Raw genomic sequence first — 16709 nt, 5'->3', positions numbered from 1 at the left:
TCATAACGCTCCTTTTACGAAATTGCATCGAATTCCCGCAATACTCTTAGATTATCAAGCGTCAACACTCCGCTCCATTCCTGCTTTGCAATTTCAAAAACGTCTTCATATCGTCCCCATGACCATGTCGGCTTCCAACTGCCATCTTCCGCTTGGTTGGAAGAGAGATGCTTGATGTTTGTAGGGATGATTTCCTTAAAGTCTTCATAGAGAAAAGATGCTGGGGAAGAGACGACTTGAAGGGGGAGCAGGCAATAGTCATTCCATTTTTCTGGATCAGTTGTCACGCTATGGTGGGCGATTTCGCGCACTCTAGCGGTAATCTTCTCCGCTTCCTCCGCAGGCAATTCTCTTATCAGTTTCACTAAGCACTGCAATTCATGGAAGTCGTTTGTCGCCTCCTCGTTCACATACGAAACTGCTTGGACTGTTAGCTTTTCAAGAAAATCCTCGGGAACAAGACCTTTATAATGATAAAGCAATCCGGCCATTTCAGCGCTTGGATTCCCCCATGGCCAATCGCCGCCGTAATTCCACCATATTGCACGTGGCGCGGTCTCCACTTCCTCCGGGACAATTTCCCATCCCATTTTTTCATCGTCAAATGTAGTAAGCGCATATTGAATCGCGCGTTGCACCATTGGCTCCGATTCGTCCGCCCCAATGCGAATCAAGTGCTGAAGCCCAATCGTCGTCGCCAACGCTGAAGAGGCCTCGCATCGGAAATCGGGCTCCAATCCGTTTCCAAAACCACCATCTTCATTTTGATAAACTATTAATTCTTCCAACACCCGCTCACGGTTGCCATTTTCAAATTCATATTCGAATAAAGCTTTTTCCAATGGACGTGCTTTTGATTTGAGAAATTCTGTGGCTCGTAGATATTGTTCTGCGGCTAATTTTTCCATATGAACCCCCACTTTCGAGTGAATGATTGATATGAATGTATTCGCTATCGGTATTATTGAATCCTTTAAATAAATCATATATTTAAGAGGTAATTATTACGATACGTTGAATAAGATGATTATGGTGCTTAGCTTTACGGAATTTAATCTTGTTGATAAAAAAAATGAAAATGTCGTGTCTAGAAAGGAAATAAGGGAATGAGGAATAAATTTATTTTATTAATTTTTATAAGTATGTTTATTATCAGTTTGACAGCTTGTGGAGACGAAAAATCTCCTATTGAAAGCTCTTCTGTTGAAATTGGCTCAAAACAAGATCCAAGTAATAAAGAACTGCATTTTCGTGTGTTAATTAATGGTTCAGGATTGGAACCAGAACAAGAATACAATATAAGATTTGTTATACAAGACACTGATCTTCAAGAATTAGTCGCAACGGATATAATCGAAATCGCTGAAACATATAAAGCGATGCCTGAATTCGCCATTAGTACGGGGGAGCATAGGGAAATAAAAGGAGAGTTTGCGGCAGATGAGATAAAGAAACAAGTGGAAAAGTATCAAGCAGTTATTGTGGAAATCTATAATAGTGATCGGATAATTGCTAAAGAGGTGATTACCACTTTTGCTGATAACCGAGGTAAACCAATAGTTACGATTAATTCAGAAGCAAAAATAAAACATATCGATTTAAAAAATGAAGAGGAAATAACGATATTCAGTAGAGCGGTGAGTGATTCTACCGAGGAAGAAGGTATTGTCAATATTATAAATCCCAACTACAAATTCAGCCTTGACGGTGAATCATATTTTCTTTGGCTTGCCGAAGAGGATGGCAGTTTTGTCGATGGAAAAATCATGAACTCAAAAGACACTCACACTATTTATTCACTTTCAAAAATCTCCTTAAAAGAGATTAAAGACTTTATGGAAAAGTAGAATGAGAAAAAGGCATTCCCGATAATATGGGGGAATGCCTTTTTGTGATACTTCAGTTGCTTTCATATTCCGCAAGCACTTTCGCAATTGCATCTTCAATCGGCGTAACAGGACCGGTGATGTAATTGTTAATCATCACCGAGAAGATCAGTTCCGTGCCGTCTTTCGCAGTGACGTAGCCGGAAAGGGTAGAGACGCCTGTAATCGAACCGGTTTTCGCTGTAACGTTGCCGGCAGTCAATCCGTCGCCCATCCGGTTACGAAGCGTGCCGCCTACCAACCGTTCAGGGACGCCTGCAATCGGCAATGAAGCAACGAACTCAGGGAACCAGATTTTCCCTTGAATGTTGTACAGTAAATTCGTAAATTCATCTGCAGAAACGAGGTTCTTATGTGACATTCCGGAGCCGTCGCGTAGAACTACTGTGTCGGTATTCACGCCGAATTGCTTCAGCTTCTCCTTCATAACCACAAGTCCCGCATCCCAACTGCCTTCACCACTTTGTACTTTGCCCATTTCCTTCACAAGCGTTTCTGCGTGTCCATTGTTGCTTAATTTCATAAATGGAATAAAGAGCTCTTTCAGCTGCATCGATTTTTTCGAAGTGAGAACAGTTGCGCTGTTTGGTGTCACGCCAGATTTCATTCCACCATTGCCTACAATCTGGATGCCTTCCGCTTTAAGCGATTTTTGGAACACATCAAGCGCCAGCATGGAAGGGTCCCAAACAGCGGACCATGATTGGGAGCGTGTGCCATCGAGCGGCATTTTTCCTTCGATAATGATCCGGTTCGTTCCATGTTCACGCGCAATGGAGATGCTCTTCGTTTCGCCTTTTGCGACAGTCGTTGCGTTATTGACGATTACGACAGAATCTGTCTCCGGAGTAAGGGTCACTTTCGGGAGATCTCCTGCTTTATTGCCAGGATTCACTTCTACAATGACAGTGCCCGCGTCATAGTCCTCGTTCGGAGACAGCGTCAATGCTGAAACTTGCGCGCCGACATAATTATGCTCATCCGACCAGTTCAAATCCTGTGAATAGCGGACATCATCATACCAACTGTCGTCCGCGATTAGGCTGCCGTTGATCTTATCGATCCCTTTCGCCTTCAAGTCCTTAGCAAACTGGTCCAAATCCTTTTTCATCAACGTCGGGTCGCCTTTACCTTTCAGATAAAGATTGCCGTGAATCATTTTCCCTTTCACTTGACCGTCCGTCAGCACTTCTGTAGTGAATTGATAATCAGGGCCCAATATGTCCATCGCCGTCGATCCTGTCAGCAATTTCATATTGGAAGCAGGGCGGAGACGGATATCGCCGAAACTAGAATAAATCTTTTCACCCGTATCTGCTTTCCGTACGCTAACCCCAGTAATTCCCCCTTGGAGCTTCGGGTCTTTCAAGATTGCCTGTAATTTTTGATCTAATGTTGTCGAATCAATGGATGCTATGGGAGTCGTATCCCCGGATGCGGCGACAGATGAAAGAGTTCCTTCATGTGTTACCGGAAATAAGGCGATCAAAGCAACAACCATTGCTAGGAAGGCCCTTTTGAGAAAACATTGCTGTTTCATTAAAATGCTCACATCCTTTCATCCTTTGTATTTGATTGTACTTCAACTTATTTACGGTTGGTAGCTGAAAATGCGGAAAATTGGCAATTGAAACGTTTTACCTAACGCATTGAGTAGTTGTAATTAATTATATGTATGAGAGTGCTTTGCTCATACATCGTTGTTCGAGTAGAATTATATATATTCATACAATAAGGAAGTGTCGGCAAAATGCAGTACACTTTGTCACCTTTAGGCGATCAAGCCGTTGTCATTGAAGTTGGGAAAAAGATCAATAGTTCATCCGAGCAGAAAGTAAAGGCGATTGTTTCCCGATTGGAAGCCGAATCGCCAACTTGGATAATTGAATATATCCCTGCCTATACGACGGTCACTATTATTTATGCAATCACCGTTTTTCTAAAAGAAGACAGTCCGTATGAAGCGGTTTGCGAACGGATTCACGCGTTGCTGGAAGGTGTGAAACAAACAGCTACAATTCAGCAAAAGGTCGTGGAAATCCCTGTTTTGTATGGTGGAGAATACGGACCGGATCTGGATTTTGTTGCATCGTATAATGATTTGACGGTGGATGAAGTGATTGCAATCCATTCGTCGGGAGATTATACAGTACATATGATTGGATTTGCGCCGGGCTTCCCGTTTATTGGCGGCATGTCGGAACAAATTGCCGCTCCAAGACGGAAGACGCCGCGACTGAAGATTCCTGCGCGTTCGGTAGGAATAGCGGGAGTCCAGACGGGTGTTTATCCAATCGAAACGCCGGGGGGATGGCAACTGATCGGCAGGACGCCACTTGAGCTATTTCTCCCAACGGAAGATCCTCCTAGCTTGTTGGCGGCGGGAGATAAAATAAAGTTTTACGAGATTACGAGCGAAGAGTATGAAGACTTAAGAGGTGGCACGGATTGATGGAGGTTACGAAGCCGGGTATTCATGATACGATTCAAGATTTGGGCAGATTCGGATACCAGCAATTTGGTGTTGTGGCGGGCGGTGCTATGGATCCATTCTCTTATCGAGTTGCGAATATGCTTGTTGGCAATAAAGAGACAGCTGCTACGCTCGAAATGACACTTATTGGACCGAGGCTTTTATTTACGAATGATCAATTGGTCGCGATTTGTGGAGGGAACTTAGAACCGACGATTGAAGGCTTGCCTGTACCGATGTGGAGACCGGTTTTTATTCAAAAGGGGAGCGAATTGCGGTTCGGAGCGGCGAAGACAGGGTGCAGGGCATATTTGGCGGTCGCCGGTGGGTTTGATGTACCGAATGTGTTAGGAAGCCGGTCGACTTATGTGAAAGCGGAACTTGGCGGGATGGAAGGAAGAGCATTGAGGAAGGGGGACATCCTTAAAGTTGCTCCGGCATCCGAGCTGGCTGAATTAATGAAGATGAGGCTCGCTACAAGTGCATCGTTTCATGCAGCGGATTGGCGAATTGCGTCGAAACTTTTGCCAAATCTATCGAACCATTATGAAATACGAGTCATTCGCGGCAGGCAGTATGAGTTATTCGATGAAGCGAGTCAACATCATTTTTGGAATGAATCCTTCACCATAAGTTCGCAGTCGGATCGGATGGGCTATCGGATCAATGGAGCAATTTTGCAATTGAAAGAGCCTATTGAAATGATTTCGGAAGCAGTTACATATGGGTCCATTCAAGTGCCTGCGGATGGGAATCCCATTATATTGTCGGCGGATCGGCAGACGACGGGAGGGTATCCGAAAATCGGACAGTTGTCTTCGATTGATTTCACAAAACTAGCGCAGGCGAAGCCAGGAGACCGGCTTTCATTCAAGGAAGTGACGATTGAGGAATCACAAAGGCTTATTGCAAAGCAGGTAATGCATTTGAAGGAGCTGCGTGCGGCGATACAGGATAAATTAAGATAGGAGCGGGTGGAATGGGATTTGTAGTCGATTTGAATTGTGATATGGGCGAGAGCTTTGGAGCATATGTAATGGGAAATGATGAAGCGATTTTGGAGACGATTACGTCGGCGAATATCGCCTGCGGCTTCCATGCGGGCGATCCAATGACGATGCGGAGAACGGTGCGGATGGCGCTCGAGAAAAATGTTGGCATCGGTGTGCATCCGGGCTTGCAGGACCTAAATGGATTCGGGCGCAGGGATATGGCGATTTCAACTGATGAAGCATTTGATTTGGTTGTCTATCAGATAGGAGCCTTGTATGGGTTTGTCAGGGCAGAAGGCGGGCGTTTGCAGCATGTGAAGCCACATGGCGCGCTTTATAATATGGCTGCCGTGAACCGAGATTTATCCGATGCAATTGCAGAAGCTGTTTATAAAGTCGACCCGGAATTGATCCTCTTCGGACTTGCGGGTAGCGAGTTAGTAAAGGCGGGGAAGAGAATTGGGTTGAGAGTGGCACACGAAGTGTTTGCTGATCGGACTTATCAAGCAAACGGAACATTGACGTCACGGCGGGAGCCGAACGCCCTCATTACCGATCACGATATCGCCATTCGCCAAATCGTCCGGATGGTGAAGGAAGGCAAAGTGCGCGCAAAGGATGGAACGGATGTGGCGATTCAGGCAGATACGATTTGCATTCATGGGGATGGGAAGACGGCATTGGAGTTTGCTAGGGTGATACCGGGTGCTTTGCGTGAGGAAGGGATTGAAGTGAAGAAGATGGGTGACTTTCTAGCAGAAACCGACGGATGATTTTCACAATTCAAGGAAGTGATTATTATGAATATTGAAGGGGAAAATGTAGTTCTTTCAAGGTTTACCCGGGATGATTTGGATTTTATCTGTGAACTAGAATGCAATAAAGATATTTGGTTATTTGAAGAATATGTTGAATCAGATATGAAAGCCGTTAGAGAAACGTACCTACAAAAGATGAATTCTCAGCATAGTTTTGATTTTATTGTCAAAAGCACTATCAAGGGAGATGTTAAACCAATTGGGCTGGCTCAAATTTGGAGTTATGTTGAGCATAGAAGAAGTTGGGAGATTGGTTTTGCAATTCATCCTACTTACCAAAGAAACGGTTTTGGATATGAAGCGACGAGACTTTTAATAGAGTTTGCATTCGAGAGATTACAAGCTCATAAAGTAGTTGGAATGTGTAATTGTAACAACCTTAACTCAATAAAAGTAATGGAGAGCTTGGGTATGAGAAGAGAGGGAACATTTCAAGAAGAACTATTCTGGAATAACCAATGGCATGATCAACATTTTTATTCGTTACTGGATAGAGAGTATTTTATTAATTCTCATCGGGACAAGTGTTAGAATTGTACTTACTAACTACTTTCAAGTCTATAAATAAACAAAAAACCACCTCGCTTAAATGAAACGAAGTGGTTTTATACATTTATTCCCCTAAATCAACATTATGGTAAACTTGCTGAACGTCTTCCAAGTCTTCTAGTGCATCGATCATTTTCTCGAACTGGGATTGAGCGTCAGCATCCAATGTCACGTCGTTATGCGCGAGCATTGTCAATTCGGCTACGGAGAATTCCGTGATGCCGGCTTCTTTCAAAGCTTCCTGGACGGCATGGAATTGGTCTGGTTCTGCGTAAACGATGACGGTATCTTCTTCATCCAAAATATCGCGGACTTCGACGTCTGCTTCCATGAGTAGTTCGAGCACTTCATCCGCAGTTTTGCCTTCCAAACCGAATACGGCAGTCGCATCGAACATGTACGCAACGGAACCGCTGACGCCCATGTTTCCGCCGTTTTTCCCGAATGCTGCACGCACTTCGGATGCGGTACGGTTAACATTGTTTGTCAATGCGTCGACGATGACCATCGAGCCGTTCGGGCCAAAGCCTTCGTAGCGAAGCTCGTCATAGTTTTCTTCAGCGCCGCCTTTCGCTTTCTCGATAGCACGGTCAATGATCGCTTTTGGTACATTGTACGTTTTTGCGCGTTCAACGACCATTTTCAATGTTTGGTTCAACTCGGGATCAGGTTCACCTTGTTTTGCTGCTACATATAATTCACGCCCGAACTTTGCGTAAATACGACTCGTATTTGCATCCTTCGAAGCCTTTTTTTCTTTAATGTTATTCCATTTACGGCCCATCTTCATTCACTCGCTTTCGCTCTGTGCATAGATTTCATCGAGCTATTATACACCCATTGCATGAATGCTGACAAGTGGAAAATCCTTTAAATGGAATTGGGAATGAACGGATTGAAATAGACAATCCGGGAATGAAACCCTGTCCAATATTGAGATTTCTCTTTTTATACCGATGAAAGTGCATTATACTAATTGTGGCACTACATTTTCGAATGGAAAGGAAACGTGGTCATGGAACTTGTATATAAAGGCAAGACGAAAGACGTTTATAAATTGGAAGATGGCAATGTGTTATTGAAATTCAAAGATGACGTAACTGGGGAAGATGGAGTGTTCGATCCGGGAGCGAATACTGTAGGATTGACGATTGAAGGTGCGGGGCAATCGGGCTTGCGCATGACAAAATTTTTCTTTGAGAAATTAGCCGAAAAAGAGATTCCGACGCATTATATTGATGCGGATATCGAGAACACAACGATGACTGTGAAAACGGCAACCGTGTTCGGGAAAGGGCTGGAAGTTATTTGCCGCTTCCGCGCAGTCGGCAGCTTCTTGCGCCGTTATGGAGCTTATTGTGAGGAAGGACAACCATTGGATTCATTCGTTGAAGTGACGATTAAGGACGATGATCGCAAAGATCCGCCGATCTCAAAGGACGCACTCGCACAACTCGGAATTTTGACGAACGAAGAATATGATGTTCTCGAGCCGCTCACGAAAGAAATATCTTCCGTCGTGAAGGAAGAACTTGCGGCGAAGGGACTTGAATTATACGATATTAAACTGGAGTTTGGCCGTGACGATGAAGGAAATATTATGCTGATCGACGAAATTTCCGGTGGCAATATGCGTGTGTACAAAGACGGGGTTTATATTGCTCCGCTTGAACTTGAAAAATTAGTGCTAGCCTAAATGAGAACCCGCTGTTCATTCCCGAAAACTGGAATGAGCAGCGTTTTTTTTATGCCAGGCATCTACCGCCCATATCGGAAAAACTTTCCACTACTAAATTCTTACCAATAGGGAATGCTTGGCAGGAATAAATGTGGAGGAGGAATTATAGTGAAGAAAAAACTGATAACCGCACTGCTAATTAGCGTCATTCTCGTCGTAGCAGGATGCGGAAAAGCGAATCAAAAGATGCCTGTCAGCGGGGATAAGATGGAAGCAATCGTCTCTCCTTTATTGAATACGGAAGGGAAGGAAATCGGTGAAGTGACGTTGGTCCAAGAGACGGAAGGTGTGATGATTAATGTGCAGGCAGAAGACTTGCCGCCAGGAACACATGGCATTCACATCCATGAAACAGGCGTCTGTACACCGCCAGATTTCACTTCTGCTGGAGCGCACTTTAATCCGACAGGGAAGGAACATGGATTTGAGAATCCGAAAGGCTTCCATTTAGGTGATTTGCCGAACATAGAAGTTGCGGAGGATGGGAAAGTGTCCATGAGTATGACAACCGGTGAAATCACGCTAAAGAAGGGCCAAGAAAATTCAATCCTCGATAAGGACGGAAGCTCCATCGTCATTCATGAAAAGGCGGATGACTATAAGACGGATCCTGCAGGGGATTCAGGTGCACGGATCGCCTGCGCCGCCGTTAAAGGGAAGAAATAAGGAAAACCGGTCCGCGGACCGGTTTTTTATGGTTTTAATATTACTTTGATACAATCATCTTCATGTTCGTAAAAGTGATGGTAAGCGGCAGAGGCTTCCTCGATCGGTACGACATGCGAAATGATTTCAGTTGGATCAAATTCGCCCTTAGTAATCTTATCAAATAATGTAGGCATGTAATGGATGACAGGAGCTTGCCCCATCTTCAATGTAATATTACGCTCAAACATATTGCCGAGCGGAAACATGTTATAAAGCGATCCGTAAACGCCGGTCAGTTGGATTGTACCGAATTTGCGCACAGCTTGGTGGCCGATTTCAATGGCGCTCAATGTCCCGCCTTGCATTTTCAGCTTTTGTCCGACCTTTTCCGCGACATTCTTCTTTCCGTCCATCCCGACACAATCGATGACGATGTCGACGCCGCCGTGGGTGAGTTCTTTAATATGTGCGCCCATATTGTCATAGTCGTCAAAATTGAAAGCTTCGACTTTATTCATCTTAACGGCGTGGTTTAGCCGGTAAGGGACATGGTCGATGGCGATGACGCGTTTCGCGCCTTTCATCCAAGCGAACTTCTGCGCCATCAAGCCGACAGGACCGCATCCTAAAACAGCAACAGTATCACCTTTTTTCACACCTGCATGCTCCACGCTCCAATAAGCAGTCGGCAGCACATCGGACAGGAATAGAAGCGCTTCGTCCGGCAGCTCGCATGACTCCGGAATGACAAATGGCGTGAAATTGCCGTAAGGAACACGTAAATATTCTGCCTGTCCACCTGGATACTCTCCGTAGCGTTCTGTAAATCCTAAATAACCGCCTGTGTCGACATGAGGATTTGGGTTGGAATTATCACATTGGCTCTCCATCTCATGCTCGCAATAAAAACAGTGACCGCACGAAACGTTGAACGGAATGACGACACGATCGCCTTTTTTCACTTTTGTCACATTCGGACCGGTTTCCACGACAATCCCCATCGGTTCATGGCCGATAACATAGTCTTTATGCGTAGGTAGCGCGCCTAAATAGATATGCAGGTCGGATCCACAAATGGCCGTCGACGTCACCTTGATAATAATATCGTCTGGCTTCTCGATTTTCGGAGCTTCAACGTTCTTCACTTGGATGTCTTTCACGCCTTGGTACGTTACAGCTTTCATTCGAACTCCTCCTTATCTCTCTGCTCTCACGCTTATATTCCCCGGAACAGACAGATATAGTCCTGAAAGAGTCATTGTAAGAAAAAATTCTCCGTATAATACGGCTGCGATTTTTCGTTGAAAGCAACACCGATGCCGAGATGACTATAATCTTTTATTAAAATATTTTCCCGATGCCCTTTTGAATTCATGAGACCTTCATGAGCGAAAATGCTGCTCGATTGGCCGTATGCCAAATTTTCACCCGCTCTGCGGAATTTAATATGATCCTCTTTCATCCGGTCGAAAGGCGATAGCCCTTGTAAATTATCATGGCTGAAATAATCATTGATCGCCATATCGAGGCTATGTTTGCGGGCCGTTTCGGCGATTCTCTCATCCCATCGTAAAATGGAGCGGCCGTGACGTACACGGGCAGCGTTCGTCAAATCGAAAAGCTGAAGTTCGAACCCATTGCGCAAAGACACATCTCCACCTGCGTACATTCCGGATTTCCGCTGTTCGAGTGCTGTCGTAATGAGCTGGACGGCAGTTACCGTATCGTTTTGATGGATGTCATAAAACACATACATATAGACATCCCCGGATTTAAAAAGGTCCATCCCTTCATTCTCTTGAAGGACATAAATGTTCAAGCCTTTCCGGATCTCCTTCAACGGTTCGCCATACGCTTTTCGGACGACGGCTTTCGGAGTCCCGTACTGTATGCCTGCTTTTGAGGAGATGAGATCGTCGTTCGTGTAGATGGCATTCACTTTCCAGTTTTCGTCGAATGAAACCATAACGAAGTTTTGGTAATCCTCGTGGTATGTGAACCATTCAGTTCCGTATTCATTCAATGAATGGCTTTTTGGCTCGCCAAGTTCGGCTTTCACTTGGTTTTCTGTCGCTCCGAGCTCGATATTATGAATGGACATGACGGAGTGATCAGGTTTATCCAATTTCGGCTTTGCGACTTTGTCGGGAATCATCTGCTCTACTTCGGATGTTTTCGAAGATATATAAAGGAAGATTTTATCGGCTGTGTTGAATATGGAATCCATTGCGGAAGCAACCGGTTCTTTCTCCCATATGGCTTCTAGCTTTTCATCAATCGGATTGAGGAAGGAAAGGTCGATATATTTCGAAACTGGCTCTTCCCATAAAGGTTTTGCAAGATAAAGTGCAACTATGAAAATGATGAATAGTAAAATCCGCTTCACGGAAATCGCCTCCTATCTATTATTGTACCCGCTGAAGGTGCGATAGATACAGTGGAACCTATTGATAGTTTGAGTACTGGCGGAAAGACGGTATACTGGTAGAACAATAATGGAACGGAGCATGAAAATGAAATTGACGAAGAAAATGCAAAGCGCGTTACTGATAGAGGAAAATTTACGGCTGTTCAAATGCCCGATCTGTTCTGCGGAGATGGAAATGGAGGAGCATTCGCGTCTCGTCTGCCGGAACATGCATTCATTTGATTTGGCGAAGAGCGGATACGTCAATCTAGCGCCGCAAGCGCATTCCACAAAATATGATAAATCGCTGTTTGAAGCGAGGACTGCCGTCATGGATAGCGGTTTTTTTGGACCTGTTCTTGACAATATCATCGCTCGTTTACATACGCATTTGGGGGGAATGGAACGTCCTGTCCTTTTGGATGCTGGATGCGGCGAAGGAACTCATTTACATCAAGTTCATTCACGAATGCAATCGGGAACTGTTGGCATCGGCATTGATTTGGCGAAGGAAGGAATCGTCGCTGCTTCGAAGACATATCCGGGCATCATTTGGAGTGTGGCGGATCTCGCTGCTATGCCTTTTGCGGATTCGAGTATGGATACGATCATGAATATTTTATCACCTGCAAATTATTCGGAATTCAACCGGCTGTTGAAACCTCAAGGCGTATTGGTGAAAATCGTACCGGAAAGCGGGTACTTGAAGGAATTGCGGGAAGTCTTCTACGACGGCAAGCAGCAGAAAGAGGAGGCCGATCCGGTAGCACGTTTCCGCGAACAGTTCGACGCTGTCGAGACCGAACGGGTGACGTACCAATTTGAATTGCCTGAAGCGCTGCTCGCCCCATTGATCCGCATGACGCCGCTAACATGGAATGCGAGTGAAGAACGCATTCAAGAGGTGCTTGCGAAGGGAATGAAAGAGATTACGATTGATTTGCGGGTGATAGCGGGTGTTCGACGGGCAGGGGAATTTGGTTGAGTGGTGATAAACCCGTTTTGAGTGGTGATAAACTCATTCTAAGTGGTGATAACATCGTCCTGAGTGGAGATAACCGAGAATTTCATGGGGGAAGGGGAGAGGGCAGATGTTTAGTGGAATAAGCGCTGTTCCAAGTTGGTTTTATGTGATGGCGTTCGTAGTTGTCATATTGCTCGTCATCTTTATTGAATGGAAAACTCGATAGGAGGGTTCGTATGGGAGCGAAAAAAGACAAGCGTGTGAAACCAAAATTGTCGATGGAACATGAGCTGTTGAGGCCATCCGATATATGGATTCGAGATAGGTTTATTGAAAAAGCAAGTTTTGAAGGCGGCACAATGCCAGGTGCGGATGGAGAGCGACTTGTTTTCGATAATTGCGTGTTCAAGGATATGTCATTTGCGAATAGCGATTGGAGAGACGTGGAATTCGTCGATGTTTTATTCCAAACATGCGACTTTTCGAACGTCCAAATGGAAAACGTCATGTTCCATCGATGTGAAATCCTCAATTCAAAGTTAACGGGAGCGGATTTGGCTAATTCCAATTTGGGGCATCTATTAATGAAGGAAAGTGATATCCGTTACGCAAACTTCAATTTTTCGAAAATGAAAGAAGTGGAGTTCGCAGGATGCAACTTAGAGGATAGCGATTTTTACGAATGCGATTTAAAACAAGTCCGGTTTGATAAGTGCAAGCTGGACGATGCCAATTTTTCGGAAACCGATTTGGATGGAGTGGATTTATCCACCAATACATATGAACGAATAGAAGTGACGGTACCGAAAATTGCAGGATGTATCGTATCGACAGAGCAAGCGCTCGGTTTTGCTCGTGCACTCGGTCTGACGGTGAAAGACGAATAATGGTATACTGAAAAGACATTTGACAAAGAAAGAGTGGCCAAAGCATGCTTACATTCGAACAAAAACAACAAATTATTGAGACATTCCCTGAACTTACACGGAAAGAAGTATCGATGAAGCGGCTCAATTATCATTATGAAGACAGTTTGTATGACAAAACGGTTGTCGTGCAGCATCTTCATCCGAACGGCAATGGTTTTGTGTATGTGGAAGGAATTCCAGGTTATGAGGCAGATGATCGCGGGCTCGTCAATATCCGTGAAGCGACGGAAGAGGAATTGAAAGCGACGATTCGGGACGCCATCAAAGCGCTTTCCACTGAGGAAGAGGCTGAGGAAGAAGAGCAGGTCGAAGAAGTATGGGTGAATGAGCAGGGGCAAAATCTTACATTATTGGAAGAAGAGGGCTTTTTCAATATTTATCATGGTTATAATTTGGAGGAAAGCTTCGGCGATTACCAGGAAGCTGCGGATTATTTGAAAGAGGAGAATTTTAAACTCGGCGGAGGTGAATCCGTGTGAAGGGTAAAACGCTCGTCATCGGGCTCGTCGTTTTCGTCCTTGCGGTAGTGGCGGCTATCTATTTTGCGGTGATGGCGGAATTTGATAGAGACAAACCTGCCAATACGAATGTGGAGATTGTAGATTGATCTAAATAAAACTGCCTCGACAATTGGAAACTCCGTTGTCGAGGCAGTTTTTTTGAAGTTAATGCCAATTTCCGGCTTTGTACTCGCCTTTCCTAAATGGCATCCACCAGTTCCATTTGCCGAACAATTTCATTAAACTCGGGACAAGAAGCAAGCGGATGATTGTCGCGTCGATGGCGACTGCAATCGCGATACCGACGCCGATCTGCTTCACCGGCATGACGTCTGTGAACGCAAAAGCACCGGTCAATACGATCATAATCAAAGCAGCAGATGTAATGATTTTGCTCGTCGTCGCAAGCCCTTCGACTGTCGAATGGTCATTATCGAATGTGTTCGCATATTCCTCCTGCATGCGCGAAATGAGGAACACTTCATAGTCCATGCTCAAGCCGAAGACGAGACTGAAGACGAGAATCGGAATGATAAGAGCAATCGTTCCAGGATGCATCCCGAAGTGGCCGTATTGGAAAATGTAGACGAGAATCCCGAACGTTGCGGACAATCCGACGATGTTCATGAGTATCGCCTTCAACGGTATGAGCACCGATCGGAATGCAATCATGAGAATGATGAACGTCGACACGAGAATGATCGTCAGCACAGCGGCGATATTGCCGAAAATTTCATCGAAGATCTCTTGGTTGAACTTCGGTTGACCACCGACTAACAGATTCCATTCTGTTTGCTCAGACCAATCCCGCGCCCACTGCTGCGCTTCGTCAGACGTTCCTCTAGCTTGAAGCGTCACAGGAATCAATAACTGCTCATCTTTCACGAATGAGTCAAGAAGCGGTTCAAGCTGTGCTTTCATTTCCGGGACTTGCGTTGCCTGCTCCCATTCTTCAGGTGACGTGATTCCGCTAGTAGTGAAAATCGTCGTTAGCTTATCAACTAGAGGATCATCAGACAAATCCTCTTCCAAAGCCTTCAAAGCTTTTAATCCTTCCACATCAGACCATCCGCCGTTTCGTTCCGCAATTAAATATACATTCGACTGATCGCCGAGCCCGAAAGTGTCATCCATCAATTCATACGAAGCGCGTGTATCATACGACGCAGGCAGCGAGTCGATCTGCGGAATCGTCAAATCCATATTTTTCACTGGAATTAAAGCGATGCCCAATAGCACGAGTGCTGTAATTGTAATAAGGATCGGTCTTTTGATCACCGCATTGGCGAACTGTCTCCATCTATCGGAGCCGTTTTCCTTCACCTTCAGTATGCGGCCTTTATTCAAACGGTCGCCGAGCATAATCAAAATCGATGGGAGCAATGTAACTGAACTAAGGACCGCCATGCCGACGACAATCATGCCGCCGAGTGCAATGTTTTGGAAAATCTCAACTTTGATGATGAACATCGCGCCAAGCCCAATGAATACACAAAATGCAGAAAAAATGACGGATCGGCCTGCCGTTCGGATCGTCGTTGCAACAGCTTCAAGAACGTCACTTTTCAATCGCTCTTCCCGATAGCGGCTAATGAAAAGCAAGGAGAAATCAATGCTCAAAGCAAGCCCGAGCATCGGGACAATATTCAAGACGAAAATCGCCAAGTCTGTCTGCCCGCCAACCAAAGCCAATATGCCGAATGTGGATATAACTGTTGCGACCCCGACGATCAAAGGAACCATCGACGCCATGAGCGATCCGAATGCAAATAGAAGTACGATGATCGCAATCGGTAAGCCGATCGCTTCCGCCTTCATCAAATCCCGTTGGCTCGCGGTGTTGATATCTTTTGTAATGGCGGATTGGCCTGTTAAGACAATGCCTTCCTTATCCCCAATCGCATCCCGGATATCGGTAACGACAGTAGACATGTCCTTGCCATTCTTTTCAAAGTGTAGCAGCGCGTAGGAGACATCCTTCGTATACTGTTCTTCGTTTTCCAGTGGGGAAACGATTTCAGAAGCAAGATTCAGTTTTTCAATATTCGTCAAGGTGGAAGCGATCGTTTCATCGTTCACGTTATCAAAGACGACGAACATCGTTTCCGCCGGCAAATCGAATTTCTCCGAAGCGATCTTCATCACCTGTTCATGCTCCGCATCCATCCTGAACCCGTCGCCCGCAAGCAACCCAGGCAAACGGATCGCCAACATGGCCATTGCAATGAAAAGCACAACCCAGGCAATCATGATTGTCTTATAAAATTTTGTAACTAAACGCGCTAACGTGCGCATACCATCGTCCTCCCAGCATGAATCATTTCTATCTATTCCCTAATCATAGCGAAGATGTATGGAATTGTCTTTTCTGAAGGAGTAGATTGTAAGAATCATGCTCAAAGCAAGAAACTGCGCGCTCGAAAAGTATGGTGTCACGCGTCCAAAGCCGCTGCTGGTGCGTCCAAAGTAAGCTGTCACACGTCCAAAGCTCATGCAGGCGCATCCAAAGCACGTCAGCCTACGTCCCAAAGGAGTTCGTGCTGTTTTTGGAATACGAAAAAAACCACTCCCTGAAGGAAGTGGTTTTGAAATGGTTAATTCAAATTAGTTTTTTTCAACGTTTGTAGCTTGAAGTCCACGTTGACCTTGTTCGATTTCGAAAGTCACGTCTTGGCCTTCTTCAAGAGTCTTGAAGCCTTCGCCTTGGATAGCGGAGAAGTGTACGAATACATCGTCGCCATCTTCACGTTCGATGAAGCCATAACCTTTTTCTGCGTTGAACCATTTTACTTTACCTTGTTCCAT

Annotated in this window: 18 protein-coding genes; 11 read left to right on the top strand and 7 right to left on the bottom strand. The window is 45.1% G+C overall.

From position 1 onward, the window contains the following. Positions 1 to 14: 14 nt before the first annotated feature. On the bottom strand, positions 15 to 908 hold the full coding sequence (locus AC0L13_RS17930; RefSeq protein ID WP_473642017.1) for a hypothetical protein: 894 nt from the start codon (positions 906 to 908) through the stop codon (positions 15 to 17). A gap of 198 nt (positions 909 to 1106) precedes the next feature. Here AC0L13_RS17930 and AC0L13_RS17925 point away from each other — a divergent pair, with 198 nt between their 5' ends. Further along, on the top strand, positions 1107 to 1847 hold the full coding sequence (locus AC0L13_RS17925) for a YhfM domain-containing protein (protein WP_473642015.1): 741 nt from the start codon (positions 1107 to 1109) through the stop codon (positions 1845 to 1847). A gap of 52 nt (positions 1848 to 1899) precedes the next feature. Here the strand turns inward: AC0L13_RS17925 and dacB are convergent, their stop codons facing one another. Continuing rightward, the gene (dacB, locus tag AC0L13_RS17920) at positions 1900 to 3438 is read right to left on the bottom strand and encodes a D-alanyl-D-alanine carboxypeptidase/D-alanyl-D-alanine endopeptidase (RefSeq protein ID WP_473642013.1); all 1539 of its coding nucleotides are present in this window, start codon (positions 3436 to 3438) and stop codon (positions 1900 to 1902) included. Between the two features lie 198 nt (positions 3439 to 3636). Here dacB and pxpB point away from each other — a divergent pair, with 198 nt between their 5' ends. The 4 genes from pxpB to AC0L13_RS17900 are packed head-to-tail and all read left to right on the top strand — an operon-like array spanning position 3637 to position 6700. Continuing rightward, positions 3637 to 4338 (top strand): 5-oxoprolinase subunit PxpB, encoded by a 702-nt coding sequence (gene pxpB, locus AC0L13_RS17915; RefSeq protein WP_473642011.1) that lies wholly within the window; start codon positions 3637 to 3639, stop codon positions 4336 to 4338. After that, positions 4338 to 5327: a 5-oxoprolinase subunit C family protein gene (locus AC0L13_RS17910; RefSeq protein ID WP_473642010.1), complete on the top strand. Its 990-nt coding sequence runs from the start codon at positions 4338 to 4340 to the stop codon at positions 5325 to 5327. The genes pxpB and AC0L13_RS17910 overlap by 1 nt, the downstream gene beginning before the upstream one ends. Before the next feature lie 11 nt (positions 5328 to 5338). Further along, complete coding sequence (locus AC0L13_RS17905; protein WP_473642008.1) at positions 5339 to 6124, top strand: LamB/YcsF family protein; 786 nt, start codon at positions 5339 to 5341, stop codon at positions 6122 to 6124. Between the two features lie 27 nt (positions 6125 to 6151). Then, on the top strand, positions 6152 to 6700 hold the full coding sequence (locus tag AC0L13_RS17900; RefSeq protein ID WP_473642006.1) for a GNAT family N-acetyltransferase: 549 nt from the start codon (positions 6152 to 6154) through the stop codon (positions 6698 to 6700). Between the two features lie 82 nt (positions 6701 to 6782). Here the strand turns inward: AC0L13_RS17900 and AC0L13_RS17895 are convergent, their stop codons facing one another. Further along, positions 6783 to 7502: a YebC/PmpR family DNA-binding transcriptional regulator gene (locus AC0L13_RS17895; protein WP_473642003.1), complete on the bottom strand. Its 720-nt coding sequence runs from the start codon at positions 7500 to 7502 to the stop codon at positions 6783 to 6785. 231 nt (positions 7503 to 7733) lie between these two features. Here AC0L13_RS17895 and AC0L13_RS17890 point away from each other — a divergent pair, with 231 nt between their 5' ends. Both AC0L13_RS17890 and AC0L13_RS17885 read left to right on the top strand, forming a co-directional pair. Next, entirely contained in the window at positions 7734 to 8414 is a 681-nt protein-coding gene (locus tag AC0L13_RS17890) for a phosphoribosylaminoimidazolesuccinocarboxamide synthase (RefSeq protein WP_473642001.1), read from the top strand. Positions 8415 to 8564: 150 nt separating this feature from the next. Next, positions 8565 to 9122 (top strand): superoxide dismutase family protein, encoded by a 558-nt coding sequence (locus AC0L13_RS17885; protein ID WP_473641999.1) that lies wholly within the window; start codon positions 8565 to 8567, stop codon positions 9120 to 9122. A 26-nt stretch (positions 9123 to 9148) separates the two neighbouring features. Here the strand turns inward: AC0L13_RS17885 and AC0L13_RS17880 are convergent, their stop codons facing one another. Both AC0L13_RS17880 and AC0L13_RS17875 read right to left on the bottom strand, forming a co-directional pair. Further along, the gene (locus tag AC0L13_RS17880) at positions 9149 to 10288 is read right to left on the bottom strand and encodes a zinc-dependent alcohol dehydrogenase (protein ID WP_473641997.1); all 1140 of its coding nucleotides are present in this window, start codon (positions 10286 to 10288) and stop codon (positions 9149 to 9151) included. A gap of 71 nt (positions 10289 to 10359) precedes the next feature. Then, the gene (locus AC0L13_RS17875; RefSeq protein WP_473641995.1) at positions 10360 to 11490 is read right to left on the bottom strand and encodes a CAP domain-containing protein; all 1131 of its coding nucleotides are present in this window, start codon (positions 11488 to 11490) and stop codon (positions 10360 to 10362) included. A gap of 127 nt (positions 11491 to 11617) precedes the next feature. On the opposite strand from AC0L13_RS17875, the gene AC0L13_RS17870 reads away from it, so the two are divergent. The 4 genes from AC0L13_RS17870 to AC0L13_RS17855 all read left to right on the top strand — a co-directional run bounded on the left by AC0L13_RS17870 (position 11618) and on the right by AC0L13_RS17855 (position 14011). Next, positions 11618 to 12496 carry a putative RNA methyltransferase gene (locus tag AC0L13_RS17870; RefSeq protein ID WP_473641993.1) on the top strand — a complete coding sequence of 293 codons (879 nt, stop codon included), beginning with the start codon at positions 11618 to 11620 and terminating at the stop codon, positions 12494 to 12496. Between the two features lie 215 nt (positions 12497 to 12711). Then, positions 12712 to 13362, top strand: a complete 651-nt coding sequence (locus AC0L13_RS17865) for a pentapeptide repeat-containing protein (RefSeq protein ID WP_473641991.1) — start codon at positions 12712 to 12714, stop codon at positions 13360 to 13362. Between the two features lie 44 nt (positions 13363 to 13406). Next, a complete protein-coding gene (locus tag AC0L13_RS17860; RefSeq protein WP_473641989.1) occupies positions 13407 to 13883 on the top strand; it encodes a hypothetical protein in 477 nt (158 codons plus the stop codon). After that, positions 13880 to 14011, top strand: coding sequence for a hypothetical protein (locus AC0L13_RS17855; protein WP_473641987.1), 132 nt, complete (start codon positions 13880 to 13882; stop codon positions 14009 to 14011). The genes AC0L13_RS17860 and AC0L13_RS17855 overlap by 4 nt, the downstream gene beginning before the upstream one ends. A 58-nt stretch (positions 14012 to 14069) precedes the next feature. Here AC0L13_RS17855 and AC0L13_RS17850 read toward each other — a convergent pair whose 3' ends face one another. After that, on the bottom strand, positions 14070 to 16199 hold the full coding sequence (locus AC0L13_RS17850) for an MMPL family transporter (RefSeq protein ID WP_473641985.1): 2130 nt from the start codon (positions 16197 to 16199) through the stop codon (positions 14070 to 14072). A gap of 309 nt (positions 16200 to 16508) precedes the next feature. Continuing rightward, the gene (locus tag AC0L13_RS17845) at positions 16509 to 16709 is read right to left on the bottom strand and encodes a cold-shock protein (RefSeq protein ID WP_191693533.1); all 201 of its coding nucleotides are present in this window, start codon (positions 16707 to 16709) and stop codon (positions 16509 to 16511) included.

The organism is Sporosarcina sp. QA0331, assembly GCF_055808055.1.
This window is presented reverse-complemented; position numbering and strand designations above follow the sequence as displayed.

What these genes read in the sequence shown, in the direction of transcription:
- AC0L13_RS17930 (WP_473642017.1), bottom strand. Translation starts at nt 908, where the DNA reads ATGGAAAAATTAGCCGCAGAACAATATCTACGAGCCACAGAATTTCTC.
- AC0L13_RS17925 (WP_473642015.1), top strand. Translation starts at nt 1,107, where the DNA reads ATGAGGAATAAATTTATTTTATTAATTTTTATAAGTATGTTTATTATC.
- pxpB (WP_473642011.1), top strand. Translation starts at nt 3,637, where the DNA reads ATGCAGTACACTTTGTCACCTTTAGGCGATCAAGCCGTTGTCATTGAA.
- AC0L13_RS17910 (WP_473642010.1), top strand. Translation starts at nt 4,338, where the DNA reads ATGGAGGTTACGAAGCCGGGTATTCATGATACGATTCAAGATTTGGGC.
- AC0L13_RS17905 (WP_473642008.1), top strand. Translation starts at nt 5,339, where the DNA reads ATGGGATTTGTAGTCGATTTGAATTGTGATATGGGCGAGAGCTTTGGA.
- AC0L13_RS17900 (WP_473642006.1), top strand. Translation starts at nt 6,152, where the DNA reads ATGAATATTGAAGGGGAAAATGTAGTTCTTTCAAGGTTTACCCGGGAT.
- AC0L13_RS17895 (WP_473642003.1), bottom strand. Translation starts at nt 7,502, where the DNA reads ATGGGCCGTAAATGGAATAACATTAAAGAAAAAAAGGCTTCGAAGGAT.
- AC0L13_RS17890 (WP_473642001.1), top strand. Translation starts at nt 7,734, where the DNA reads ATGGAACTTGTATATAAAGGCAAGACGAAAGACGTTTATAAATTGGAA.
- AC0L13_RS17880 (WP_473641997.1), bottom strand. Translation starts at nt 10,288, where the DNA reads ATGAAAGCTGTAACGTACCAAGGCGTGAAAGACATCCAAGTGAAGAAC.
- AC0L13_RS17870 (WP_473641993.1), top strand. Translation starts at nt 11,618, where the DNA reads ATGAAATTGACGAAGAAAATGCAAAGCGCGTTACTGATAGAGGAAAAT.
- AC0L13_RS17865 (WP_473641991.1), top strand. Translation starts at nt 12,712, where the DNA reads ATGGGAGCGAAAAAAGACAAGCGTGTGAAACCAAAATTGTCGATGGAA.
- AC0L13_RS17860 (WP_473641989.1), top strand. Translation starts at nt 13,407, where the DNA reads ATGCTTACATTCGAACAAAAACAACAAATTATTGAGACATTCCCTGAA.
- AC0L13_RS17850 (WP_473641985.1), bottom strand. Translation starts at nt 16,199, where the DNA reads ATGCGCACGTTAGCGCGTTTAGTTACAAAATTTTATAAGACAATCATG.
- AC0L13_RS17845 (WP_191693533.1), bottom strand. Translation starts at nt 16,709, where the DNA reads ATGGAACAAGGTAAAGTAAAATGGTTCAACGCAGAAAAAGGTTATGGC.